Raw genomic sequence first — 25,745 nt, forward strand, 5'->3', positions numbered from 1 at the left:
GAATGCCCGCGCTCAATGTTGCACGCACGCGTCCCGCTTGCGCAGCTCCCCCGGCGACACCCCGTAGCGCTCACGAAACACCTTCGCGAAGTGCGCGCTATCGACAAACCCGTGCGCCAGGGCAATATGCGTGATGCTGCAGCGCCGCTGGGTCGTGTCCAGCAGCGCCAGATAGCACTGTTCCAGGCGCAGCTCGCGAATAAAGGCGGCCGGCGGCAGCGTGCCGTGGCGACGAAACTCGTCGTAGAGACCGCGCATCGAGACATTCAGGGCAGAGGCCAGATCCTCGGGCGCCAGCGTGGGATCGGCAATACGCTGCAGTATCACCCGACGTGCCCTGGTGATGCGCTCGCTGGACAGCGGGGCGCAGTGCAACTGCTGGCGTTGATGACGCCACAGGGAGCCAAACACCAGCTCGAGTGCTGCGTCTTCCACCTGGGCAACGGGTGGACCACTCTGCCACGTCAACTGAGAGCGCAGTACCGCCAAGGCCGCATGCGCACCGGCATCCCAAGCTAGCGCCTGCCCCTGACAGCCTTCAGCCAATCGCCGCCACTCCGGCACCTCGGCCAGGTCGATGCTCAGCATCAGGGCGCGATAGTCGCCGAAGGTCTGTAACCGATAGGGGGTCGAGAGGCGATAGACCGTCATCTTGCCGGGGCTGAGGCGAATGCTGCGCCCGCCCTGCTCCATCGTCGCTTCGCCATGCAGCTGCCAGACGAGCTTGAAGGTGTGATCGCCGCCTGAGAGGCCGGCGAGCCGCGGCGTGCGCGTTACCCGCACCGGCGAGCTGGCGAGCTTGACCAGATGGCTTCTATGCAAGCCCCGCCCGCGCAACCTGGCATGGAACAGCGGCGACTGCGGGGCCACCTCCAGCGGCGGCAGGTGCGCCTCACTGGCCTGCAAGAAGCACTCCAGGTTGGTCGTGGTCAGGGCAGGCGGCGGCGCGCGATCAGGACGTGCCGCCGAGGCTGGGGTGGCATTGTTCATAGGCTGGCGACTCCGTAGCGAAGGAAACACTGCTTAAATGGCTGCGCGGGTAAATCACTGCGTTGCGCGGTGCTGGTGCGCCAGCCCGGTCGAAATCCTCACCTATACCCCATAGGCTCCGGTTGACTCGAAACCTCCGGTTTCTTGCCCCTTCGGGACCATCCTCCGGATGTTTGTCGCTTCGCTCGGTACTGTGCTCCGTGCGCTTTGCGCCCCACAGGGATGTGGGAAGTGCGTTGGTTCGTCGGGAACGAACCTAGCTACTTCATCCCGCTCGCCGATTTATTCAGCGCCTCCCTAATGTTATAGATATAATTTGTTGCTACTCACAACTATACAATCTGGTCCAAGCGGCCGAGATTGGCAAGTCGTCGTGCAGGGACCAACAAGAGGTCTGCAGGGATCGACAAGACGCGGCGGGCAGCGCGCGGCAGGCTAGGTGCTGTACGCAACCTCGGCGAACGCAGCCAGTTTTCGTACACAAGCATGATAAATCCAAATAGCCATGCTGCAGGAGACACGCCATGACGCAGACACACACCTTCCAGGCCCTGATCGGCGGCCAGCTGAGCACGGGTAGCCGCCAGATGCCGGTGATCAACCCCAGTAGTGAAGAGGTGATCACCCACTGCCCACAAGCCACCTCCGAGGAGGTCGAGCACGCCATTCGCGTGGCAAGAGATGCCTGGCCCGCTTGGCGGGATACGCCCCTGGAACAGCGCCGCCGAGTGCTGCACGCCATCGCCGATCGCATCGAGGCGAACGCCGAGGAGCTGCAGCGCTGGCTCACCCTTGAACAGGGCAAACCGCTGGCAGGGGCAGCCGTGGAGACCTCCCAGGCACCCGCCATCCTGCGCCATTTCGCTGAAGCCGACCTGTCGCCGCGCACCCTGCAGGACGACGATCAGCAGTGTGCCGAGCTGCACCGCCGCCCGCTGGGCGTCGTCGCCGCCATCGTGCCCTGGAATTTCCCCCTGGTGATGGCCTGCTACAAGCTGGGCCCGGCACTGATTACCGGCAACGTATGCCTGATCAAACCGAGCCCCACCACCCCGCTGGCGACACTGCGCCTCGGCGAGCTGATTGCCGACCTGGTGCCACCCGGGGTGGTCAGCATCCTGCCGGATGGCGGAGATGTCGGCCCCTTGCTGACCGGCCACCCAGACATCGACAAGATCTCCTTCACCGGCTCCACTACCACCGGGCGAAGCGTGATGCGCGCCGCCGCCGATAACTTGCAGCGCATCACCCTGGAGCTGGGCGGCAACGACGCCGCCATCGTACTCGATGACGTGGACGTCGACGCCGTGGCACCGCAGCTGTTCGGCCTGGCCTTCGTCAACTCCGGCCAGGTGTGCATGTCGATCAAGCGTCTCTACATTCAGTCCGGCATCTACGAGCGCATGTGTGACGCCCTCGCCGAGCTGGCGCGCAACGCCACGGTCGGCGACGGGCTGGATCCGGCCACCCAGTTTGGGCCACTGCAGAACCGCAAGCAGTTCGAGACGGTAAAGCGGTTTCTCGAACTGGCCCCCCAGCACGGTCGAATCATTGCCGGCGGCCGCGCTTACGGGCCGGGGTACTTCGTCGAGCCGACGCCGATCCGCGATATTGAAGAGGGCAACCCGGTGGTCGACGAGGAGATCTTCGGCCCGGTGCGCTCGCTGCTGCGCTTCGACGACGTCGAAGACGCCATACAGCGTGCCAATCGCTCGCCCTATGGCCTGGGTAGCTCGGTATGGACGCGGGACACCGCGCGGGGCAAGCAGATCGCCTGTCGATTGGAGAGCGGCAGTGCCTGGGTCAACCAGCACTTCGCCATGGCGCCGCACATACCCTTTGGGGGCCATAAGCAGTCGGGTATCGGCGTGGAGTTTGGTGAGGCGGGGCTTCACGAATACACCTCCATCCAGTCGGTGGTCGTTGCCAAATAGTCCCCTTGATCCTTGCAGGAGCACGCCATGAATATCCATGCAGCCGTTACCCGCTCGCCTCGGGCGCCCTTCTCGCTGGAGACCTTGCAGCTCGAGCCACCCCGCGCCGGCGAAATCCTGGTGCGGGTGGTGGCGACCGGCATCTGCCACACCGATATCGCCATGCGCGACCAGCAGCTACCCACGCCGCAGCCGGTGGTGCTCGGACATGAAGGATCCGGCATCGTCGAGCGAGTGGGCCAGGGGGTTACCAAGGTCAAGCCCGGCGATCATGTAGTCATGACCTTCAATTCGTGCGGGCACTGCCCCAGCTGCTTCGATGGCGAAGCCAGCTACTGCCACGATTTCTTCCCACGCAACTTCCTCGGTACGCGAGCGGACGGCTCCAGCGGCCTGTCGAAGGATGGCGAGCCAGTGCATGGCAACATCTTCGGCCAGTCCTCCTTCGCCAGCCACGCCCTCTGCCATGAGCGCAATATCGTCAAGGTGCCGCAAACGGCACCGCTGGAGCTGCTCGGCCCCCTCGCCTGCGGCGTGCAGACCGGCGCCGGTGCAGTGCTCAATGCGCTCGGGGTCGTGCCGGGCAGTACCATCGCCGTCTTCGGGGTGGGCTCGGTGGGCCTATCGGCCATCATGGCCAGCGTGGTGGCGGGTGCAACCACGATCATCGCGGTGGATCGCCATGCGACGCGCCTGGCCATGGCCGAGGAGCTGGGCGCCACCCACGTCTGCCTGTCTGACAATCCCGAAATGGAGAAGCGCATTCTGCAGGCCACGAACGGCCTCGGCGTCGACTACGCACTGGATACGACCGGCATCGCCGCGGTCATCCAGCAGGCGGTGGCCGTTCTGGCACCGCGTGGCAGCTGTGGCATTCTCGGCGCCTCGGCACCGGGCAGCATGATGGAGCTGGACCTGGCGCACATGATGTCGGCGGGCCGCAGCCTGCGCGGCATCGTCGAGGGCGACGCCCATTCCGATACCTTCATCCCCGCGCTGATACGCCTGTATCAGCAGGGCCGCTTCCCGTTCGACCGGCTGGTCACGTTCTACGACTTCGACCAGATCAACCAGGCGATCGACGATGCCGAACACGGCCGGGTCATCAAGCCCATCGTTCGCCATTCCAACGACGGCTAACCCGCCAGCGCCTTACCCCATCACTAGCTGTTCACAGCCAACGGCAGCCTCGGTCTGCCGTTTTTGCTGGTACCTCGCGTCGCTCTACGCACATGCTCCACCAAAGGTGTAATTCCCAGTCAATGACCTGCTGGACAGGATGGTGTAAAATCCATAATGTTTATTTACACAATAGTATGTTTTGTCAACTAGACTGACGCCACTGCCAGCATCTCCCATAACTCGTGAACCCTTCATCGCCGAGGACCACCATGACCGAGCCCCTCGTCAAGACGTCACTGGACGACAGCATCTACACCATTACCCTGGCACGACCGGAAAAGCGCAACGCCGTCAGCGACCGCCTGCTCGGCGCTCTGGAAGAGGCGCTGATCGCGATTCCCGAGGGCACCCGGGTGATCATCCTGGCCGCCGAAGGCAAGCACTTCTGCGCCGGCCTGGATCTCGCCGAGCATCAGCACCGCGACCCCTTCGGCGTGGTACAGCACTCGCGAGGCTGGCACCGCATCTTCGACCGCCTGCAGAACGGCGGCCTACCGGTGGTTACCGCCATGCAGGGCGCGGTTATCGGCGGCGGCCTGGAGATGGCCACCGCGACCCATGTGCGGGTCGCCGAAGCCAGCACCGTTTACCAGCTGCCCGAGGGGCGCCACGGCATTTTCGTCGGCGGCGGCGCCTCGGTGCGGGTGTCCAATATCATCGGCCCCGGCCGCATGTGCGAGATGATGCTCACTGGCCGCGTCATGGAGGCCGACGAGGGTCAACGCCTGGGGCTGTCCCACTATGTGGTCGGTCAAGGCGAGAGCCTCGAGAAGGCGCGCCAGCTCGCTGCGCGCATCGCCGAGAACGCGCCCATGGCCAACTGGGCCATGGTCTCGGCCATCTCGCGCATCGACAACATGGCCAGCGACGACGGCCTGTTTGTCGAGTCGCTGACCGCCGCCCTGACCCAGACCAGCCCCGAGGTGACCGAGCGCATCGGTAGCTTCTTCAAGCACAAGGGCCAAGGGCCTCGCACTTGATTCGCCAGGAGATGAGCGCATGAAATTTCAGGACAACACCTTTATCGTCAGCGGCGGCGCCTCGGGCCTCGGTGAAGCCACGGTGCGCGCCCTGCACGGCGCCGGCGGCAGGGTCGTGATCGCCGATATCAATGCCGAGCGCGGCGCGGCGCTGGCCGCCGAGCTGAACGGCCAGGGCACCGCCGAGCGCGTGCGCTTCCGGCGTACCGACGTAACCAGCGAAACCGATGCCCAGGCCGTGGTCGACCTGGCCCTGGAGACCTTCGGCGGCCTGCAGGGGCTGATCAACTGCGCCGGGGTCGGCGACCCCGCCAAGGTGGTCAATCGCGACGGCGAGCCGCTGCCTCTCGAGGCCTTCTCGCGCATCGTCAATATCAACCTGCTGGGCAGCTTCAACATGCTGCGCCTGGCCGCCGCGGCCATGGCCAAGGGCGAGCCCCAGGCCGACGGCGAGCGCGGAGTGATCATCAACACCGCCTCGGTGGCCGCCTTCGACGGCCAGATCGGCCAGCCGGCCTACGCGGCCTCCAAGGGCGGCATCGTCGCCATGACCCTGCCCATTGCCCGGGAGATGGCGCGCCACGGCATCCGCGTAATGACCATCGCCCCGGGGCTGTTCAAGACCCCGCTGATGGAGTCGCTGCCGGAAGAGGCCCAGCAGTCGCTGGCCGCGTCCATACCCTTCCCCAGCCGCCTCGGCGAGCCCGACGAGTTCGCACGCCTGGCCTGCCATATCGTCGACAACCCCATGCTCAACGGCGAGACCATTCGCCTGGATGGGGCGATTCGTATGGCGCCGCGTTAAGCGTATCTATCACGGCTCGGGGAAGGCGATGAGCTTTTCCGTCGCCAAGCCAACGCGAGGGCGCTGTAAACCCATCCCTGGGCGCTACTTTTGCCATCCATGGCAAAAGACCCTCGCTTAGGCTTGGCCCCGGCGCTCATCCCGATAGGCCTGTTGACAAGAATTCCCACCCTACGGTGGGACAGGAATAGTCCTTCCTCACCGATAAACGACACGGCCAGCAACGAGGACGCCATCACCATGCTCGACTACCAAGCCCCCCTGCGTGATATGCAGTTCATCCTCGACGAGCTCGCCGGCCTGGAGGGCATCGGAGAGCTGCCCGGCTGCGAGGATGCCTCGGCGGATCTGGTCAGCGCCGTGCTGGAGGAGGCCGGTAAGTTCGCCAGCGGCGTACTCGCTCCCCTCAACCAGGCCGGCGACCGCCAGGGCTGCCGCCTGGAGGGCGAGCGGGTGATCGTTCCCGACGGCTGGCAGGACGCCTACGATCAGTTCAGAGACGCCGGCTGGATCGGTCTTTCCCTGCCCCCGGCGCACGGCGGCCAGGGGCTGCCCAAGCTGGTCTCCACCCCGGTGTGGGAGATGTGGTTCTCGGCCAACATGGCCTTCGCCATGCTGCCCCAGCTCAACGTGGGCCAGACCGAAGCGCTGATGATTGCCGCCAGCGAGGAGCAGAAAGCCACCTGGCTCGACAAGATCGTCAGCGGCGAGTGGGCCGCCACCATGAACCTCACCGAGCCCCAGGCCGGCTCGGACCTGGCCGCCACCCGCATGCGTGCCGAGCCCGCAGGCGACGGCGCCTACCGCCTGTACGGCCAGAAGATCTATATCTCCTACGGCGAGCACGAGCTGACGCCCAACATCGTGCACCTGGTGCTGGCCCGGCTCCCCGACGCCCCGCCCGGAATCAAGGGGCTGTCGCTGTTCCTGGCGCCCAAGTACCTGCTCGACGAACACGGTGAGCCAGGGGAGCAGAACGATATTCGCTGCATCTCCATCGAGCACAAGATGGGCATCCACGGCAGCCCCACCTGCACCCTCAGCTACGGCGACACTGGCAGCGCCCTGGGCTACCTGGTCGGCGAGCCGCACCAGGGGCTCAAGACCATGTTCGTGATGATGAACGAGGCCCGCTTCAACGTCGGCGTGCAGGGCGTGGCGCTGGGCGAGCGCGCCTACCAGGCGGCGCTGGACTATGCCCGCGAACGCGTTCAGGGCCGTGATATCGTGACCGGCGAGAGCGGCAGGCCGATCATCGTTCACCCCGACGTCAAGCGCATGCTGGTGTCGATGCGCGCCCGGCTGATGGCCATGCGCGGCCTGCTCTACACCGCCGCCAGTTGGTTCGACATCGCCCGCCATCACCCCGAGGGCGAGGTCGCCGACAAGCACCGCCGCTACGTCGACCTGCTGATGCCGGTGGCCAAGGGCTGGTGCACCGAGGTCGGCAACGACCTCTGCGACGAGGCGATCCAGGTATTCGGCGGCATGGGCTTCGTCGAGGAGACCGGCGTCGCCCAGCTGTTCCGCGACGCTCGGGTGACTACCATCTTCGAGGGCACCACCGGCATCCAGGCCAACGACCTGCTGGGCCGCAAGATTCTCCGCGAGGAGGGCGCCACGCTGCGCGAGCTGATCGCTGATATCCGCGAGACCGCCACCCAGCTCGGCAGCCATGCACGGCTCGGCGACCTGGCGGATGCGCTTGGCGACCAGGCCAGCCTGCTCGACAAAACCCACGACTGGTTGCTCGAGCACAAGGCCGATACCGCCAACCTGTATGCCGGCGCCGTGCCCTTGCTGCACCTGCTCGGCATCGCCTGCGGCGCCTGGCAGATGGCGCGTCTGGCGCTGGCCGCCGACACCCGCTTCGATAATCGGCAAGGCGACACCGAGTACCTACGGGGGCTGGTGGCGCTTGCCCGTTTCTACATGGCCACCCAGGCACCCCAGGCTCACTCCCACGCCCATGCCGTGCGTAATGCCGGCCAGGTGCTGACCACCTTCCCCGAGGCAGGGCTTTGACCCCTCTGTCGTGAAGCAAGCGTCCATGGCGCCACATGGCGCATGGACGCCTGCCTCCCTACATCTGCCCCGGCAAGTAGAGCACCAGCGCCGGGAATAGGATCAGCAGTGCCAGGCGCACCAGATCCGCCGCGACAAATGGCATCACGCCCTTGAAGATCCGCCCCAGTGGCACATCGGGGGCCACCGAACGGATCACGAAGACGTTGATGCCAATCGGTGGCGTGATCATGCCGAGCTCCACCGCCACCACCACGATGATGCCGAACCAGATGGGATCGAAGCCCAGGCTGGTGATCACCGGGTAGAGAATCGGCACCATCAGGATGATCATCGCCATGGGGTCGAGCACGCAGCCCAGCACCAGGAACAGTGCGAGAATCAGCAGCAGCACGCCATATTCGCCCACCGGCAGCGAGGTGAGCCAAGCGGTCAGCAGCTGCGGTGACTGGGTCACGGTCAGGAAGTAGCCGAACAGCAGCGCGCCGATCAGGATAGTAAAGATGGCCACCGAGGTGCGCAGTGCGTCGAGCAGGCAGGTCATGGTCGAGCGCAGGGTCAAGCGTCGTCGCAGCACGCCGATCAGGAAGGTGCAAAAAGCGCCCAGCGCCGCTGCCTCCACCGGCGTCACGACGCCCATATAGATACCGCCAACGATGGCGATGAACAGCAGCATCACTGCCCAGATGCCGCGCAGCGCGGCGAATTTCTCGCGCCAGCTGGAGCGCTCGCCGGCAGGCATGGCGTCTGGCCGCAGCATGCCCAGTACGCGGATGGTCACAAAGGCCAGCAGAATCGACAGCAGACCGGGAATCACCCCGGCCACGAACAGCTTGCCGATATCCTGATCGGTCAGAAAGCCGTAGAGCACCAGCACCACCGAGGGGGGAATCAGAATGCCCAAGGTGCCACCGGAGGCGATCAAGCCGGTGGAGAGGCTGTCGGCATAGCCTGCGCGGCGCATCTCGGGCAGCGCCACCCGGGTCATGGTGGCGGCGGTAGCCACCGAGGAGCCGCAGATCGCCGCGAAGCCGCCACAGGCGGCCATGGTGGACATGGCCGCGCCGCCGCGGAAGCCACCCAGCCAGGCCTGGCCGGCCCGAAATAGCTCACGGCTCATGCCGGTGGCCGAGGCGAAGACCCCCATCAGGATGAACATCGGGATCAGGCTCAGGTTGTAGTTGGTGACGGTGCGCAGCGGTGAGGTGGCCAGTACGCCCAGCGCCGCATCCAGGCTGGTCACCGCCGCGAAGCCAATCACGCCGACGATGCCCATGGCGATTCCAACCGGCACGCGCAGGGCGATCATGCCGAAGAGGCCGACGAACCCCAGCAGGGCAATCACGTTATTATCCATCGCGCGGCTCCTTGGCGGCGTCGTCCACGATCGAGGTTGAAGCCGGCAGCGACTCGGGCCGCCAGATCAGCAGCACCAGCCGCGCCAGCGCCAGCAGGGTGGCGGCCGATACGCCCAGCCAGGCCACCCCGTAGAAGGGCCATAGCGGAAGCTGCAGGTCGGACGTGGTCTGGCCGGCATGCAGGATGGTGATCACTCGGCCGAACAGCACCCAGGCCAGGACCACGATGAAGGCGGTCACCAGCAGGTGGGCGAAAATATCCATCAGCCGCCGCAGCGCCGGCGGACACAGCTGCCAGACCAGATCCACTGCGATGTGGTCGTTACGCCAGGTGGTGGAACCCAAGCCCCACAGGATGGCGATACCCAGCAGCAGGCTGGCGATGGCATGCGCATCGGGGATCGAGGTGGCGAATAGGTAGCGCGACAGTGAAGCCACGAAGATCAGCAGGGTGATCACCGCCAGGCTGAGGCTGGCGATGCGTTCGATGACCGTCGCCGCGGTGGTAATCATGGAAGGCGTTGCCATATGAAGATTCCCTCGGCGTTAGCCGACACGGAAGACCTGGATCAGCACACGCTCGGGCTCACGGATACCCCGCGCCACGAACAGGTCGCGGGTCAGCCAGGCGAGTGCGGGATCGGCGGTCTGGAAGATGGGGGCGGTGCGGAAGTAGTACTGATCGGGTGCCACGGGCTGGCCCCGCATCAGCTTCTGCATTATCGGTTCGGGGGCGTGGCGCACCCCGCGGTTTTCGACTTCGATCAGGCTGCCCTGAGCCGTTCTCAAGGTATAGCGGGCCATCACTTCGGCGCATCCATCGGCACGGATCGACTGCCAGTCGGCGCCACCGGGTAGCACCTCGCCGGCGAGCCGAGGGCCGTCGAAGGTGCCACCGAGAATGGGTATGATGCGCCGCCGGCCGCTTGCCAGCTCACCTATCTCGAGCGGCTCGTCAACCTGCACGAACAGGGTGGTGACTGGCTCGAGAACGGGGGGTGAGTCGAGGAATACACTAGCGTCAGGTGTCATGCGCTTCTCCACAAGCGAAGGGACTCGACCGGCCCGAGGGCCGGTCGATCCTTGAACGTCAGTCTGCCAGTGCATCCACCTCAGACAGCCGCTCCTCCAGGTCCTGGCGCAGGCTATCCGGATCGTGGCCCGCACTGCGCACGCGCTCGGCCCAGGCCTCACGCAGCGGTTCAGCAGCGTCGCGCCAGGCCGTCATCTCCTCATCGCTCAGCTCGATCATGGTGTGGTCGGGCGAGTCGCGGAACTGCTCGTGGCCCTCGCGCTCCATCTCTTCCCAGCCGCGGGTGATCCGCGTCGCCCACTCCCCGGTGCAGTGGTCGTCGATCACGTCCTGTTGCTCGGCGCTCATCTGCTGGTAGGCATTCTGGTTGATGAGCAGCGCCTGCCATGAGGAGTACATCGGAAACTCGATGTGGTAGGTGGTGATCTCGTCGATGCCGAACAGGATCGTGGAGCCGGAGGGGAAGGTGATGGCATCCGCCACGCCCCGCGACAGGGCTTCGCGGGTCTCCGGTGCAGCGACCTGGACACTGGCGCCGCCCAGTTCGCTGACGAAGTTGGCGATCGACGAGTTCGCCGGCCGGATCGTCATGCCACTGATCTGGTCGGGATGGCGAATCTCCTCCTTGGCATGCAGGGTGCCGGGATAGTGGCCGTGAATCAGGCACATCACCACGCCGTCCATCTCCTGGTCGGCATGCTGCTGATACCATTTGGTGGCTGCCGCGGCACCGTTCAGGGTGTCGCTGACCACGAAGGGCAACTGCAGCAGGTCCGAAATCGGGAAACGCCCCGCGCTATAGCCGGGATTGACCCAGGCGATATCGGCGATGCCATTGGCGACCATATCGAAATGGTCCTCGGCGCTGCCGAGCTGCTGGGCGGGAAACATCTGGAAGTCGATGGCTCCGCCCGACGCCTCGGTGATCGACTCGGTCCACTCCTTGAAGCCGGTGGACGGGAGGGCGTGCTGCTCCGGCAGCCAGTGAGCGAACCTCAGGGTCTGCGCCTCGGCAATCGCCGGGGCAGACCAGAGTCCCACGCACAGCATGCCGATCAGGAGTTTGCGGTGTGTCATTGTTATCTCCTCGGGGTCGTTGAGGCATCGGTGCCTCACTCAAGCAGAGGGCCTGGCGTGGCCCTTCACGGTCTTACCTGTTTCACCCCACCTTGACGATCAGTGCCGCGGCGGAGTCGCCTGCCGCACAGCCGGTCACCAAGGCGTAGCCGCCGCCCTTGATCGCGGTCTCCTCGATCGCTTCGATCAGCAGGCGCGCCAGGGTCGGCGCCTGGGGGTGGCCGTAGACCAGCGAGGTGCCGTAGTTGTTGAAGGTGTGGGCATCGAGCCCCAGCGCCTTGGCCAGGTGCAGGTCGTTGGCAATGAACGGCGAGTGATTTTTGACCGTCTTGATCTGATCGAGCGTCAAGCCGGCCTGGTTGAGCGCGCGCTTGACCGACTCCACCGGTGCCATGGGCATGTGCGCCGGCTTGGTGCGCGCATGGCCGTAGGCCACCACCTGCACGGCCATCTGCGGGTCGCTGCTCATTGCCTCGGCGCGCTCGCGGGTGGTGACGACGATGCCGGCGTTGGCATCGGCGGGGTGCGTCTGGGCGCCAAAGGTATGGATGCCGTCGGGCTGTACCGTGCGCAGCCGGGCCAGTGCCTCGGCGCTGGTGGCCGTGACGCCTTCATCGGCCTCGATGGTGCGGGTCTCCTTGCGCGACACGGCGACCTCGAGCGGGAACATGTAGCGCTTCTGAAAAGCGCGATCGTCGGCCAGCGCATCAGCGTACTGCTCGTAGCGCCGCAGGGTCAGCTCATCGGCCTGCTCACGGGTAAAACCGTGCTCGCGGGCGACGTTCTCGGCAGTGGTCAGCATGTCCTTGCCGGTGGCCGGGTCGGCGGCGATGTTGTCCATGTTCCAGTTTTCCGAAATCACCTCACCTCCCGGGCCGTTAGGGTTGGGCCAGATGGTGTGCGGGCCGTTGGAGGGACGGTCGGCGAGCAGGCAGTAGGTAGTCTCGAAGTTGCCGGCACTCACCGCCAGGGCGGCGTTGAACACCGCGGTGGTGGCGGTGGCGCAGGCCTGAGTGATGTTCTGGCCCGGCGCTTGGGGAGCGCTCATCATCGCCGCCGCCCAGGGGGCGCCATAGAAGATCGACTTCTGGCCCACCGAAACGCCGAGATAGAGGTAGTCGATGAGGGTGGGATCGTAATCCCGCGCCGCGAACCAGCGCTTGCTGGTGGCGGCCCCCAGTTCGATGGAGTTGATGTTGGCCAGGCTGCCCATCCATTTGCAGAAAGGGCTGGAGTAGTAGCCGCCGTAGGGGATATAGGCATTGTTGAGCATGTCGGCTTCTCGTTCGGGAAGAAAAAGGAGGCTCCACAGAGCCTTAACCTGATGATCGTTACGCCAGCAGACGCGTGCGCAGCTCGCCCCACTGGGGCTGGAAGATGCCTGCCGGCATCTCGCGCAGCTCATCGGCAATGCGCGGCACGAAGTCCATGGCAGCGAGGATGTCGCGCTCGACATCGATCCCCGGCGCCACCTCGGTGAGGGTGATCTCGCCGTCGATCAGCTCGAATACACAGCGCTCGGTGACGAACAGCACCGGCTTGCCGGTTTCCTGGGCATAGCGGCCGCTAAAGGTGATCTGATCAACGCGCTGGACGAACTTGCGCCGTGGCCCCTCCTTGTCGATCTTGATACTCCCATCGCTGACCGCCACGTCGCCGCCGTTGGTGAAGGTGCCGCAGAACACCACCTTGCGCGCGTTCTGGCTGATGTTGATGAAGCCTCCCGGGCCGACCACCTTGTCGCCGAACTTGCTGACGTTGAGGTTGCCCTCGTGGTCGGTCTGGGCCAGGCCCAGGAAGCACACGTCCAGGCCGCCGCCGTCGTAGAAATCGAACTGGTAGCCGTGGTCGATGATCGCCTCGGCGTTGTAGGCGGTGGCGAAGTCGCCGCCGCTGGCCGGCACCCCGCCGTAGGTACCCAGCTCGGTGGTCAGGGTCATCAGGTCACTGACGCCCTCTTCGGCCGCCACGCTGGAGACCCCTTCGGGCATGCCGATGCCGAGATTGACCATCCCCCCGGCGGGCAGCTCCATGGCGGCGCGGCGGGCGATCACCTTGCGCGGGTCCAGCGGCAGCGGCTTGATACCGCCCAGCGGCACCTTGAGGTCGCCGGCCAGGGCCGGGTTGTAGGTCGTGGTGATGGTCTGCATGTGCTGCTCGGGCTCGGCGATCACCACATGGTCGACCAGGTCCCCCGGCACCTTGACCTGCTTGGGGTGCAGGCTGCCCTGGGTGGCCAGGTACTCGACCTGGGCGATGACGATGCCGCCGCTGTTCTTGGCCGCCTGGGCCATGGAGAGCTGCTCGAGGAACAGCGCCTCGCGCTCCATGCTCAGGTTGCCGCGCTCGTCGGCAGTGGTGGCACGAATCACTGCCACGTCCACCGGGAAGGTGCGATACAGCAGCCACTCCTCGCCCTCAAGCTCGACCAGCTTGACCAGGTCCTCCTCGGCGGCGGCGTTGGCCTTGCCGCCTTCCAGGCGCGGGTCGACAAAAGTACCCAGCCCCACCTTGCTCAGCACCCCGGGCTTGTTGCCGGCAATATGACGCCACAGGTGGGCCAGCACGCCCTGGGGCAACAGGTAGCCTTCGGCGAGATTCTCGCGAAGCAGATCGCCCATACGCGGCGCCTGGCCGGTGTGGCCACTGATCAGCCGCTTGACCAGCCCCGGGTGACCGAGGTGGTTCATTCCGCGGGTCTTGCCGTCGCCGCAACCACAGCTGTGCGCCACGGTCAGGTCACGGGGCGCGTCGCTCTCCAGAAAACGGGCTTCCAGCGCCGTGGCCACCGCCTCGGCAAAACCGCACAGGCCGGCGGTGGTCCAGATGACGGTGTCGCCGTCCCGGATCAGGCTGGCCGCGGTGGTGCTGTCGATGATCTTGCTCACTGTATTGGTCCCCTTATGGGAGAAGCGATACGCTACAAACCCATACAAATTGTTGAATCAACAAACGTTAGTACTGACACTCATGACCATCACTGGCAGGCGCACCGGTCAGCCGGTCAGCCGGTCAGCCGGTCAGCCGGTCAGCCGGTCAGCCGGTCAGCCGGTCAGCCGGTCAGCCGGTCAGCCGGTCAGCCGGTCAGCACCAGCACGATCTGCGGATAGAAGATCACCAGCGCGACCACCACAATATCCGCAATCAGGAATGTCGATACGCCCTTGAAGATATCCATCAGCGAGGCGTACTTGCCCGCCACGCCCTTGATGACGAAGATATTCATCCCCACCGGCGGCGTGATCATGCCGATCTCCAGCAGCTTCACCAGTAGCACGCCGAACCAGATCAGGCTGACGTCGTAGAGCTCGAAGACCGGCAGCAGCACCGGCAGCGTCACCAGCATGGCGCCGAAGGGCTCCATGAACAGCCCCAGAAACAGATAGATCAGCACCACGATCAGCATCAGCTGCAGGTAGGAGGGATCCCAGCCGCTCACCGCACTGGTGATGTAGCCGGCCACGCCGCTCAAGCTGAGGAACAGCGTGAACATGCTGGCCCCGACGCCGATGATCAGCAGCGCCGAAGTGGTGGAGAGCGTCTCCAGCAGCGCCTCCTTCATCGCCCGCTTGTCCAGGCGCCGCAGCAGCAGGCCGATCAGGATGGCCCCGGCAGCGCCGACGGCGCCGGCCTCGGTGGCAGTGAAAAAACCCGAAAAGAGACCGCCGAACACCAGCAACCCTAGCGCCAGCACCGGCCAGATATCGATCAGCGCCTGGCGGGGAGATACATCGCGGGCGCCGGTGGCCTCGCGGGGCACGATGTCCGGGCGCAGCCAGCTGACCAACAGGATCACGATGCAGTAGCTCACGGCGGTCAGCAGGCCAATGGTGATACCGCCGAGGAATACCTGGGTGATCGAGACCTGGGCAAAGACGCCGTAGACGATCATCAGGATGCTGGGCGGAATCAACGCGCCGATGGTGCCCCCCGCGGCGATGGTGCCGCAGGCGAAGCTGGGCTTGTAGCCGCCCTTGATCATCTCGGGAATGGCAATGCGCCCCATCGCCGCCGAGCAGGCCACGCTGGAGCCACTCACCGCGGCAAAACCGGAGCTGGCGAAGATACTCGAAATCGCCACGCCCCCGGGTAGCCAGCGGAACACCACCTTGGCGGCGTTGAACAGCCCATTGGTGAGGCCGGTGTGATAGCACACGAAGCCCATCAGCAGGAACATCGGCACCGCGCTGAGCGTCCACTTGGCGATGAACTCATAGGGCGTCGAAGAGAGCATGCCGATGGCTGTCTCCCAGCCGAACATCACCGTCATGCCACCCAGGGCCACCGCCACCAGCGCCAGCGCCACCGGTACGCGAAGCGCCAGCAGCAACAGCAGTATTGCCAGGCCTGTAAAACCGATCGCAACGGACATGAAATTACCTTTCGTCTTGCGCGGGAGTGTCGTAGGTCGTTCCCGTTGCCAGCAGCGGCAGCCTCACCAAACAGACCAGCGCGGCAAGCGAAAACGCAGCGGGAAGAACGAAGTAGGTCGGCCACACGGGCATGGGCACGTTGAGCGACATGACATAGGCACCGATCTGGTACTGCTCCATCGCCTTGTCCCAGGTGGCCACCGCCAGTACGGCATAAATGGCAGCCGAGAGAATCGACACCAGCACATCCGAGACCCGGGTAAACCCAGCTCCCATCATGCCCTCCAGCGCCTCGACACGGATCATTCCGCGTCGCCACTCGACCCACCCCAGCGGCAGCAGCGCCAGCGTGATCAGGTAGTAGCGCGTGACCAGTTCGAGGGTAGCGGGAATCGAGATCGACAGCGTCGAGCGCAGCACGACATCGAGCGTGATGTGCACGACCATCAGCAGGATGCCCAGGGTTCCCAGCAGCGCCAAGCCGATGGCAGCCAGATTGGTCAGGCGATACAGCATAGCCATGAAGGAGTCTCCGGCATCATGTGCCGGCCCGCAGGCCGGCATTCAACGGATCGGCATCAGCTGCCGTAGGCGGCGAAATCGACGTCACTCCAGATTTCGCGCTTCATGGCCTCGGCAACCGCCTCGGGATCATCGCCGGTCTCCTCGACAATCTCGGTCCACTTGTCGACCAGCGCCTGGAAGCGCTCGATCTTGCTCTCGGCGTCTTCCACACCATAGCGGCTCTCGGCCTGCTCGGCGGCATAGACCAGATCCTCTTCGAGGAAGGCGGGAATGGCGTCGAGCAGGTCCTGCTCGGGTTCGAGAATCTCGATGCCACTCTCGTTGGCGATATCGCGCGCCTCATCGGCCATTTCGTAGCCCCAGCGCTGGGTGATGGCGGCGCTGGCTTCCACCGAGGCGTGAACCATCGCCTCACGCTCCTCGGCCGACAGCGTTTCCCAGGTACGCTGACCAATGGCGTGGGAGATGGTGCTGTGGAAGGTACCCAGCTCGATGTCGGTCACGTAGTTGAGCACGTCGTCGAGACGGAACGAGATGATATCGGCGATGGAGGCAACCGTCCCCTCGATCACACCCTGGGAGAGCGACTCGTAGGTCTCGCCCACCGACATGGTCGCCGGGGTCAGGCCAACCGACTCGGCCCAGCGCGAGTACTGCGGGCCGCCCACGCGCATGCGCAGGCCGCGCAGATCCTCCAGCGAGCGCACCGGCTCGGTGCTCAGAATGCGATAGAGGTCCGAGGCGTGGGAACTGGTATAAACGATGCCCAGCTCGCGGAGCTCGGCCTGGCACTCGGCGCAGGTGACGATATATTCAGTGATCGCGGCGCCCATGGCGTGGGGCGTGGTGCCCAGGAAGGCCATATCGCCGACCAGGTTGATCTCCGGCAAGTCAGCCGGGAAGTAGGCCGGCAGGAACAGCCCCGCCTCCACCAGCCCACTGCGAATGGCATTGCGCATATTGCCGATATTGGCCACCTCGGTGCCCAGCAGGGTGCCCGTCAGGCCGCCGTCCGTCTTCTCCTCGAGACGCTCGGCAAACTCGGTGAACATCGGATCATAGGCCGGGTGGGCTGGTGGAACCCCCGGCGCCATGCGCAGCTCGCGCGCTTGTGCATGGGTGGCGATTGCCAGGCTACTGACTGTCACGGCGATAGCGAGGGTCTTGAGCAGCGGGCGTGTCATCATGGGTCACCTCAGCGGTCGGGTTATATTTGTTTATTTAAACAACAATAGATAATTACATCTATCTTGCGCTCGATTATAGTCCACAGCACCACCATCTCCGATACCAGACTTTGGTATGAACGCTAAGAACCGCTCCTTTGATTGAGTCGCAGTACAGCGCAGCGCCTGCCCTTAGCTACGACGCAAGAGGGCCAGCGCAATGCGCTGGCCCCTCTGTTGACTCCTTGCTGTTGACCGCGGCCGTCGCCGCGAGCCATCGAGTGGTTAGATAGCGTAACGGGTCAGTAAATGAGCCCGGTGAGTGCGATAGGCACGCTCGCTCATGCGCTCGAGCAGCCGGTAGGCCACCTGGCCGATACGCTTGATAAGAGAAACGCGGGAATTGGACGTCAGCATGGTATTGGGACCTGATAGTTTCATGAGGATGCTAACAGAATACCCAATAATTAGACCTTAGTCTAACTCGCTTCTCTCTCATGCAAGCAGGTACACGACCCTGCACGGCCAATTATCCCGCCGTGCATGGCCTTGTACGCCGTCGAGACCGGTTCCTTACTCACAGACGAAGCTGTCGGCGCTGGCCTCATCTCCCCCTTGGTAGCGTGCTACCTGCGGATAGGGGCAAAGCGGACGTCTGATGTCGCCAAGGGCGTCGAGCGCCTCCTGGTTTTCGGCCTGCACCCCGGCCAGGATCGCGTCAGGGCGTTCGCCCTCCTCTACCCAAGCCGTTAGTACCGAGAGGAAGTCGATGTCCGCTGTCACCACCCCATCCACGCCATGAGACATGCCGGGCACCCGATAGAAGCGCACGAACTCGTCTGCACGCCCCTCGTGATTGTGGTCGAGCTGACGGTACCAGCGGGTGGTGTCGTTCACCGAAAAGACCGGATCACTAGTGCCGTGAAATACCAGCATGCGTCCACCAGCCGCCTTGAACTCGGCCATCTCGGGGTCTTCCACTCCTGGCGGTGTCATGAATTCCATGGCCGATTCAGCGAAAGTGTCGTTGCTGGCATGGATCCGTGGCGCGTCGCTGTCGAAGTCGAACTCGAGCAGGTACTGCTCCAGGGAGGCCACATCACCTGCCACCTCAGTGGGCGGCGTGATAAACACCTGCGCCAGGGCCGAGGCCCCCATCACGCCAATGATGGGCCGGTTCTCCCAGGCATCTATCGGGGACTCGAGCTTCCAGATACGCCAGTTCTGTGAAGCGATACCGGTATCCCAGGGCCAGTCGCTGTAGAGCGGCACGCCTTGGGAATTGTGCGGCCCAGCATGTACCGCCTTCAGCGCCGCGATCTGGGCATCGTTGAGACAACCCTCGCTGACCCCCGACTCACAGCGCAGCAGTTCGATATCGAACTGCTCTTGGCAAGCATCCACATCGGCCACGATCCCGTCCTCCAATCCGTCGAGATGGTCACAGGATTGCCGCACGGCATTCGCCACGTGTGCGAGGTCATCACGACTGAAGGCGCGTCTGACATCTCCCTCGACCGCCGTGAAAGCCTGAATATCCCAGGCGTGCTGCACCGCCGCCTTGGGTAGGTTGAACCCCGGATAGCCCACCAGTAGCCCATCGAAGGCCTCAGGCATGCGAGCAGCGGCCACCATGGCGTGCCGCCCACCGTTGGAGCGCCCAAGTCCATACGTATAGCGCACCTCGGCATCGTAAAAATCCTCGACCAACGACACCGCAAGTGGATGTAGCTTGGCCACAGCCCCATAGCCATAGTCCTGCCGCGCTTGCGGGTCGAGCCCGAAGCGTGCGCCACTGGCCAGCCCGGCATCCTGGGCATAGCTGTCATGCCCGGCATCGCTGGAGACCACGGCAAAGCGTCGCGAAAGCGCCGTTGGCGTCCCGGGCAGGATCTCGCCGGTGGCCGGCACCACCTCGCCATCGGTGCCACCATTGAACTGGTGAACAAAGCCGTGGTTCCACTCATCCGGCAGCCTTAGCTCGAAGCGAATGGCATACGCCTGGCCGTCGATGCCAGTGCGCTCATGAACGATCCCTTCCACGCGGCAGTGGGCGATACCCCACTCACTCGCCGCGGTAAGCGATTCGCTGGCGATAATGCGCATGTCGGAGCGCTCGGGATACCCCCCCTCCAGCCTATCGCAGGCGGGACCGTCGGCCACGGCAGGGGCAACCAGGAACAGGCAACCTGTCAGGCATAGCGTCGTCGATAATAGCCGTTTGATCATCTCTCACCTCGTTCTCACAGTGGCCTGGGCTATCGCGCCACGTCCATTCCCAGACCAAAAAGCCCGGCGTGCGGAGCGCGCGCCGGGCAAAGAGCTAGTTAAAGGTACGTCACCGGATCAGAAGCTGACGCTGATGCCTGCCGCCAGGTTGTTGTCGGTATTGTCGTAGCGCGCCGCTTCGAGGAAGGCATAGACGTCTTCGTTGAAGTGGTGGCGCACCGTCCCTACGACCGCGTCGTTCTCGAGGCCGAGGTTCTTGTCATTCTCGGCGTAGCCCACCGAGACCGACCAGTCGTCGGTCAGGTTGGCCGAGACATTGACGCCCCAGGCGTCGAAGTCGGAGGCGCCGCTACTGTCCTCGCGATCGTCGTTGTGCTCGTAGACACCGCCCAGCTGCACCATGCCGAAGTCATAGCCGATGCCAAAGGCCGTACGGTGAAGGTTGTCGATCCCCGGGCGGCGTACCTGGGTATGGCCGATGCCGAAATTCAGCGGCCCCTGGTTGTAGACCAGGCGGCCAGTATAGACATCGAAATCTTGGTCGTTCTGGGCATTGGTGGTCAGCACGGCACCGATGAACTGGAAGCCGCCGCCAAAGCGCGGGCTACCGTAGGAGAGCACATCGCTACCCTGCTCGGCCTGGCCGAAAATGGCGTTCTGGCCGGTCTGGCCGTGGAAGCGGTTGTACTCGAATACATCGATGTTGTTGTAGATCTGGTTCCAGAACCCGGAGGGCACTCGCGGCTGGAAGCCGAAGCTGCCGAAGTCGGTCAACAGCAGCACCCGGGCGGTGCGGATATACACCTCGCCGTCATCCTGACGATGGGCGCCCGGTGTCCAGGTCTGCTCATCAACGGTGTTGATCGCGTTGGCGAAGTCACCGACCAGGTCATAGCGAATGCGCAGCGCATCGTTGACATGGTAGATACCTCCGACCCCTGCCTCGGCCCGGAATGCCCAGAGATCCTTGTCACGGTCGGCCACATCGAGGACACCACCGACGATCTGCCCCCCAAACGTCGGGCCCGTGTGGCCATCGTCTGCAACCGCCTGGGCCGCCGCGGTCATGCTCAAGGTAAGCGCCAGTGGCGCAAGTGCCAGTCGTGTATAGGTTGTCATTGTGGTTCCCCTTTGGATGTTGTTGCTTTCGCGTGCTCGCACCGGACAGCATCTGGTGCACCACAAGACTTTATTAATGAACAATTGTTGTCAAACACAATATTTACTAAACAATACTGTTCGATATACGAACCAAATCGCTTACAGATAGTGCCGTTAAGCTTTTGATAAATATGAAATAAAAGTGGCCAACAGAATCCGAAGTAAAATGAGCCTGTCGCACACCCTCCTAAAGTTGAAATTGCTCGTGCGGGATTTTCCAGCGCTTGCGGCGAGAGAAGATGCTCCACCATTGCCAACGCGCATACCCGTTCGAATGATCCGGGCGACGTCCAGGCAGAAGGGGGGAAGGCCAAGGGGTGAATCCGAGCATCAAATAGGCGCGACTCAAGACCCGTGGCAGGAGGGGGCGACCTCAAGAGCACGCCGTATTACCTCCGGCACCGGGCGGCCCCGCATGCGCTGCGGGTCTGCCGGATCCTGCGCCGCCCATACGCGGGTTACCGTGGCCTCCACGGCCAGCGCGTCGCCACGATAGAGCCGATGCTGCACATCGAAGCTGCTGTTGCGAAACTCGGCGACCCAGGTCTCGATGCGCACCTCGTCGCCAGAGCGGCAGGGCGCGAGAAAACGGCTACGCAGGTCCACCACCGGATAACCGATCACCGCGAAGCGCGCCTGCAGGGTCGTCAGGTCGAAGCCCGCCTTGGCGAACAGCAGGTTGGTGCAGTGATCGAAGTAGCTCAGATAGCGGGGATGGAAGACGATCCCCGCCGGGTCGCAGTCGCCCCACTCGATCTGGCGGGTATGCTCGTGGATCAACATGCGCGCCTCCGGTTGGCGCTCAGTCAAGGCGTATTACGACAGGGGAGTCATCGCGATACAGCTCGTCCACCGCCGCGGCGCGATTGTCGAGCACGGCGCGCTGGTTGATCGAGCCCTTGTCGGTGATCTCGTTGGCATCCAGCCGCGGCGGCTCGTCGAGCAGCAGCACGCGGCGCACCCGGGTGGAGCTGCCGGTGCTGGTGGCGTCCAGATCGCGCAACATCTGGCGGAAACGTTCGCGCACCTCACAACTGGCAAGCAGCGTGGCGGCATCGGCCGAGTCGCCCAGTCCCGCCAGTTCACGACACTTGTCGAGATCCGGGAAGATCAGCGCCGCCACGAAGGGCTTGTCGAGCCCGGCGATCACCGCGTCCTTCACATGCGGCGCCCCGGCCTCGATGATACGCGCGCGCAGCGGCCCAACGCTGACCCAGGTGCCGGTATCCAGCTTGAAGTCCTCGGTGATGCGCCCGTCGAAGCGCATGCCGCGCTGAGGTTTGTCGGGGTCGATGAACTTGACCGCATCGCCCAGGCAGTAGAAACCCTCCTCGTCGAAGCTCTTGGCAGTAATCTCGGGCTGGCGCCAGTAGCCGGGCATCACGCTGGGCCCTTTCACCCGGCACTCCAGCTTGCCGCCGTTGGGCACCAGCTTGACCGTCACCCCGCGCGCCGGCAGCCCCACCACGCCGGATTGCGACTCCTCCAGCGAGGCGAACATCGCCGAAGGTGCGGTCTCGGTGGCGCCTAGGCCAGTCAACATGCCCACCTTGCAGCCCAGGGTCTGGATCGCCAGGCGGTCGAGTTCGTCCCAGATATGCTGGGAGAGCCCTGCCGCGGCGAAGAACATCAGGTTGAGGCGTGAGAAGAAGGTCTCGCGCAGGCTGTCGTCGCGCTTGAGGTAGTCGACCAGAATCTCGAACCCCTTGGGCACGTTGAAGTAGACCGTCGGTGCGATCTCGCGCAGGTTGGCGATGGTGGTCTCGAACTCGCCCGGCACCGGGCGGCCGTCGTCGATATACAGGCTACCGCCGTTGTAGAGCACGATGCCGATGTTATGGTTACCGCCGAAGGTATGGTTCCAGGGCAACCAGTCCACCAGTACCGGCGGCTCGTCGCGCAGGAAGGGCATCTGAGACGCCAGCATCTCCTGGTTAGCACACAGCATGCGCTGGGTATTGATCACCCCCTTGGGCATGCCGGTGGAGCCGGAGGTGAACAGGATCTTGGCAACGGTGTCGGGGCCAATGGCAGCGTGGGCGGCATCCACCGCCTCGCTGACCGGTGTCTCCAGCAGCGCAGCGAAAGGCGTCACTCCCTTCTCCTCACCGGGGGTCAGCGCTACGCAGGGGCAATCTTCGGGTCGCACCGCCGCCACTGCTGCGGCATAGGCCTCGGCGTCGTCGACCATCAGCAGCCCCGGCGTCAGTAGCTCGATGATGTGCCGCAGCTTGCCGTAATCCTTGCTGACCAGCGAGTAGGCTGGCGATACCGGGGCGAAGGGAATGCCCACGTACATCGCCGCCAGCGACAGCAGCAGGTGCTCGATGGAGTTGCCGCTGAGTATCGCCAGTGGGCGCTCGACGCTCAGGCCGTGATTCAACAGCCCTTGCGCCAGTTGGCGTATCCGAGTCAGGGTTTCGGCGTAGCTCATCCGCCTCCACTCGCCGCAGGCATCTCGCCGCGCCACGAAGGTTCGCTCAGGGGCCTCGTGCGCCCAGTGGGTGAGGCACGCCAGCAGCGTATCGGGATAATCGCCGAGGGGCTCGGCTACGCTGAGCAGTTGAGTACCGTTGGGGCGCTGAATCAGGTCGGCGGTGGCGCTGCCCACGTGGACATCGCGAAAGGGATAGGACATGGACGCTCCTGCGGATTGTAATTGCGGTCAGGGCCACTGACGGCAGCTTCGCGCTACCCTCGGCATGTGAGCCTTGATACCATGATATGCAGTATTTTTTTAAATTGTTTACGTGTCAAACAGTATGGAGAATAAACATACGCCGGGCGCAACCTGAGGAAGAAAGAGATATTTCTTTTTTATCAAAAAGATAAGGAAGTTAACCGCATATCTCCCACCAATCGAAAGAGGCGAGACGCGACTAAAGTTTAACGCCTGACGCATCCATCGAGGCCTAGTTCACCATCATGACCGACACCGACATGAACACAGACACACACAACGGAATCGACTACGCCATGCTGCAGGCGCGTCTCGGCTATAAGCTGAGACGCGCCCAGATGGTCTACTTTGATGTTTTCTTCGAGGCGTGCGCTCAGGAGGGCATCACACCCGGTCTGTTCAGCATCCTGGCGATCGTTTATCACAATCCGGGGCTGACCCAGTCGGCGGTGTCTGCCGCCCTCGATGTGGATCGCTCGGCTATGGTCGCAGCCATCGACAAGCTGGAGAGCATGGAAGTCATCGAGCGCCGCAAGTCGAAAAACGACCGCCGCTCCTATGCCCTCTACCTGACCCAAAAAGGCAACGCCTTCACCGAGCGCCTCAACCAGAAGGTCGAAGCCGGAGAACAACGCTTCGACGCTTTCATGAAAGAGGGCGAGAGGGAGTGGCTCCTCGATATCCTCGACCGAATCATCGAGGCGAGGAAAGGAAGCTGACTCCCTCTCTACTCGAGTAGTGTCGGCGCCGATCAGATCGGGTAGTGGCGCGGCCCCAGCTGCAGCGTCATCCAGCGTAGCTCGGTGAACTCCTCGATGCCGGCCTTGCCGCCGAAGCGCCCGTAGCCGCTGTCCTTGACGCCGCCGAACGGCATCTGCGGTTCGTCATGGACGGTGGGTGCGTTGATATGACAGATGCCTGACTGGATGCGCCCAGCGACCTTGATCGCCCGCGCGGTGTCGCGGCTGAAGACCGCCGCCGAGAGGCCGTAGTCACTGTCGTTGGCGACACGGATCGCCTCCTCTTCGCCGTCGACGCGGATCATCGCCACCACCGGGCCGAACGACTCCTCCGAGTAGAGACGCATCTGCTGGGTCACGTTGTCGATCACCGTGGCCTGCATCACCACGCCCTCGGCCTTGCCTCCAGCGGCAAGCCGCGCGCCCTGGCTCACCGCGTCGTCGATCAAGGCGTTGAGCTTGTCGCCGGACGCGGCGTTGATCAGGGTGCCGAGTGCATTGCCCTCGACGCGGGGATCGCCGGCCTTGAGCGCCTTGGCGCGGACGGCGAACTTCTCGACGAAGGCGTCGGCGACGCTGTTGTCGACGATCAGCCGCTCGGTGGACATGCAGATCTGGCCCTGGTTGAAGAAGGCGCCGAAGATCGCCGCATCCACCGCAGCGTCGAGGTCGGCATCGTCGAGCACCAGGAACGGTGCCTTGCCGCCCAGCTCCAGCAGTGCCGGCTTGAGATGCTTGGCGGCCTTCTCGGCGATGATCCGCCCAACCTGGGTCGAACCGGTGAAGTTGACGCGGCGCACCGCCGGGTGCTCGACCAGCGCCGCCACCACTGCGGGGGCATCGTCGGGGGCATTGGTGATGACGTTGACCACGCCATCGCCGAGTCCCGCCTCGACCAGCACCTCACCGATCAGGTGATGGGTCGCCGGGCACTGCTCGGAGGCCTTGAGGATTACGCTGTTGCCACACGCCAGCGGCGTCGCCACGGCGCGGGTGCCGAGGATGATAGGCGCGTTCCAGGGCGCGATGCCCAGCACCACGCCGCACGGCACGCGCACGCCCATGGCCATGTTGTCGGGCACGTTGGAAGGGATCACGTCGCCCTGGATCTGGGTGGTCAGGGCAGCGGCCTCGCGCAGCATGCCGGCGGCGACCATCACGTTGAAGCCGGCCCAGCCGGGGGTGGCGCCGGTCTCGTCGACCATGCGCTCGATGAACTCCGCCTGGCGCGCCTCCATCAGGTCGGCGGCCTTGAGCAGCTTGGTGCGGCGCTCGCCGGGGCCGCTCTGGGACCAGCTGGCGAAGGCCGACTGGGCCGACTCCACGGCACGCTTGGCATCCTCCACCGTGGCCGCCGCCGCGGTGGTCACGGACTCGCTGCTCAGCGGATTGTGGCGGGCGAAGGTCGCGCCACCCTGAGCGGCGCTGGAGGCGCCGCCGATCAGCAGGTCTAGCTTGGTCATCTCATCACTCCTTGTTGTCATGGA

The 25,745-nt window shown here is 64.3% G+C and carries 22 protein-coding genes; 6 read left to right on the forward strand and 16 right to left on the reverse strand.

The annotated features are described in order from the left end of the window. Nucleotides 1-12: 12 nt before the first annotated feature. Nucleotides 13-990 (reverse strand): helix-turn-helix domain-containing protein, encoded by a 978-nt coding sequence (locus QC821_RS08435; RefSeq protein WP_309719638.1) that lies wholly within the window; start codon nucleotides 988-990, stop codon nucleotides 13-15. 524 nt (nucleotides 991-1,514) lie between these two features. Between QC821_RS08435 and QC821_RS08440 the strand changes: the two genes are divergently transcribed. The 5 genes from QC821_RS08440 (at nucleotide 1,515) to QC821_RS08460 (ending at nucleotide 7,916) form a co-directional block, all read left to right on the forward strand. Beyond that, nucleotides 1,515-2,924: an aldehyde dehydrogenase family protein gene (locus tag QC821_RS08440; protein ID WP_309719640.1), complete on the forward strand. Its 1,410-nt coding sequence runs from the start codon at nucleotides 1,515-1,517 to the stop codon at nucleotides 2,922-2,924. A gap of 27 nt (nucleotides 2,925-2,951) precedes the next feature. Then, nucleotides 2,952-4,064 carry an NAD(P)-dependent alcohol dehydrogenase gene (locus QC821_RS08445; protein ID WP_309719643.1) on the forward strand — a complete coding sequence of 371 codons (1,113 nt, stop codon included), beginning with the start codon at nucleotides 2,952-2,954 and terminating at the stop codon, nucleotides 4,062-4,064. A gap of 251 nt (nucleotides 4,065-4,315) precedes the next feature. Next, the gene (locus QC821_RS08450) at nucleotides 4,316-5,086 is read left to right on the forward strand and encodes a crotonase/enoyl-CoA hydratase family protein (RefSeq protein WP_309719646.1); all 771 of its coding nucleotides are present in this window, start codon (nucleotides 4,316-4,318) and stop codon (nucleotides 5,084-5,086) included. Between the two features lie 19 nt (nucleotides 5,087-5,105). Then, nucleotides 5,106-5,891 carry a 3-hydroxyacyl-CoA dehydrogenase gene (locus QC821_RS08455; RefSeq protein WP_309719648.1) on the forward strand — a complete coding sequence of 262 codons (786 nt, stop codon included), beginning with the start codon at nucleotides 5,106-5,108 and terminating at the stop codon, nucleotides 5,889-5,891. A 240-nt stretch (nucleotides 5,892-6,131) separates the two neighbouring features. Further along, entirely contained in the window at nucleotides 6,132-7,916 is a 1,785-nt protein-coding gene (locus tag QC821_RS08460) for an acyl-CoA dehydrogenase (protein WP_309719650.1), read from the forward strand. Nucleotides 7,917-7,974: 58 nt separating this feature from the next. Here the strand turns inward: QC821_RS08460 and QC821_RS08465 are convergent, their stop codons facing one another. The 14 genes from QC821_RS08465 to QC821_RS08530 form a co-directional block, all read right to left on the reverse strand. After that, on the reverse strand, nucleotides 7,975-9,273 hold the full coding sequence (locus QC821_RS08465; RefSeq protein WP_309719653.1) for a TRAP transporter large permease: 1,299 nt from the start codon (nucleotides 9,271-9,273) through the stop codon (nucleotides 7,975-7,977). Beyond that, nucleotides 9,266-9,802, reverse strand: coding sequence for a TRAP transporter small permease (locus QC821_RS08470; protein WP_309719656.1), 537 nt, complete (start codon nucleotides 9,800-9,802; stop codon nucleotides 9,266-9,268). The genes QC821_RS08465 and QC821_RS08470 overlap by 8 nt, the downstream gene beginning before the upstream one ends. An 18-nt stretch (nucleotides 9,803-9,820) precedes the next feature. Continuing rightward, complete coding sequence (locus tag QC821_RS08475) at nucleotides 9,821-10,306, reverse strand: DUF3237 domain-containing protein (RefSeq protein WP_309719663.1); 486 nt, start codon at nucleotides 10,304-10,306, stop codon at nucleotides 9,821-9,823. A 58-nt stretch (nucleotides 10,307-10,364) separates the two neighbouring features. Further along, complete coding sequence (locus QC821_RS08480) at nucleotides 10,365-11,384, reverse strand: TRAP transporter substrate-binding protein (protein ID WP_309719665.1); 1,020 nt, start codon at nucleotides 11,382-11,384, stop codon at nucleotides 10,365-10,367. 82 nt (nucleotides 11,385-11,466) lie between these two features. Further along, nucleotides 11,467-12,657, reverse strand: coding sequence for a thiolase family protein (locus QC821_RS08485; RefSeq protein WP_309719668.1), 1,191 nt, complete (start codon nucleotides 12,655-12,657; stop codon nucleotides 11,467-11,469). Between the two features lie 58 nt (nucleotides 12,658-12,715). Then, nucleotides 12,716-14,272 (reverse strand): acyl CoA:acetate/3-ketoacid CoA transferase, encoded by a 1,557-nt coding sequence (locus QC821_RS08490; RefSeq protein WP_309719670.1) that lies wholly within the window; start codon nucleotides 14,270-14,272, stop codon nucleotides 12,716-12,718. Between the two features lie 188 nt (nucleotides 14,273-14,460). Continuing rightward, nucleotides 14,461-15,756 (reverse strand): TRAP transporter large permease, encoded by a 1,296-nt coding sequence (locus QC821_RS08495; RefSeq protein WP_309719672.1) that lies wholly within the window; start codon nucleotides 15,754-15,756, stop codon nucleotides 14,461-14,463. Nucleotides 15,757-15,760: 4 nt separating this feature from the next. Beyond that, the gene (locus QC821_RS08500) at nucleotides 15,761-16,279 is read right to left on the reverse strand and encodes a TRAP transporter small permease (RefSeq protein ID WP_309719675.1); all 519 of its coding nucleotides are present in this window, start codon (nucleotides 16,277-16,279) and stop codon (nucleotides 15,761-15,763) included. A gap of 56 nt (nucleotides 16,280-16,335) precedes the next feature. Continuing rightward, on the reverse strand, nucleotides 16,336-17,466 hold the full coding sequence (gene dctP, locus QC821_RS08505; RefSeq protein ID WP_309719677.1) for a TRAP transporter substrate-binding protein DctP: 1,131 nt from the start codon (nucleotides 17,464-17,466) through the stop codon (nucleotides 16,336-16,338). A gap of 267 nt (nucleotides 17,467-17,733) precedes the next feature. Then, nucleotides 17,734-17,865: a hypothetical protein gene (locus QC821_RS08510; protein WP_309719680.1), complete on the reverse strand. Its 132-nt coding sequence runs from the start codon at nucleotides 17,863-17,865 to the stop codon at nucleotides 17,734-17,736. A gap of 156 nt (nucleotides 17,866-18,021) precedes the next feature. After that, nucleotides 18,022-19,677, reverse strand: a complete 1,656-nt coding sequence (locus QC821_RS08515) for a tannase/feruloyl esterase family alpha/beta hydrolase (RefSeq protein WP_309719682.1) — start codon at nucleotides 19,675-19,677, stop codon at nucleotides 18,022-18,024. 117 nt (nucleotides 19,678-19,794) lie between these two features. Further along, nucleotides 19,795-20,796: a porin gene (locus QC821_RS08520; protein WP_309719685.1), complete on the reverse strand. Its 1,002-nt coding sequence runs from the start codon at nucleotides 20,794-20,796 to the stop codon at nucleotides 19,795-19,797. Nucleotides 20,797-21,183: 387 nt separating this feature from the next. Further along, nucleotides 21,184-21,621: an acyl-CoA thioesterase gene (locus tag QC821_RS08525; RefSeq protein WP_309719688.1), complete on the reverse strand. Its 438-nt coding sequence runs from the start codon at nucleotides 21,619-21,621 to the stop codon at nucleotides 21,184-21,186. Between the two features lie 19 nt (nucleotides 21,622-21,640). After that, nucleotides 21,641-23,476, reverse strand: a complete 1,836-nt coding sequence (locus QC821_RS08530; protein ID WP_309719691.1) for a feruloyl-CoA synthase — start codon at nucleotides 23,474-23,476, stop codon at nucleotides 21,641-21,643. Between the two features lie 287 nt (nucleotides 23,477-23,763). Between QC821_RS08530 and QC821_RS08535 the strand changes: the two genes are divergently transcribed. Next, a complete protein-coding gene (locus QC821_RS08535) occupies nucleotides 23,764-24,237 on the forward strand; it encodes a MarR family winged helix-turn-helix transcriptional regulator (protein WP_309719694.1) in 474 nt (157 codons plus the stop codon). Nucleotides 24,238-24,269: 32 nt separating this feature from the next. Here the strand turns inward: QC821_RS08535 and QC821_RS08540 are convergent, their stop codons facing one another. Further along, nucleotides 24,270-25,721 (reverse strand): aldehyde dehydrogenase, encoded by a 1,452-nt coding sequence (locus QC821_RS08540; RefSeq protein WP_309719697.1) that lies wholly within the window; start codon nucleotides 25,719-25,721, stop codon nucleotides 24,270-24,272. Nucleotides 25,722-25,745: the final 24 nt, after the last annotated feature.

This window comes from Franzmannia qiaohouensis (genome assembly GCF_031451695.1).
GTDB lineage: Bacteria > Pseudomonadota > Gammaproteobacteria > Pseudomonadales > Halomonadaceae > Franzmannia > Franzmannia qiaohouensis.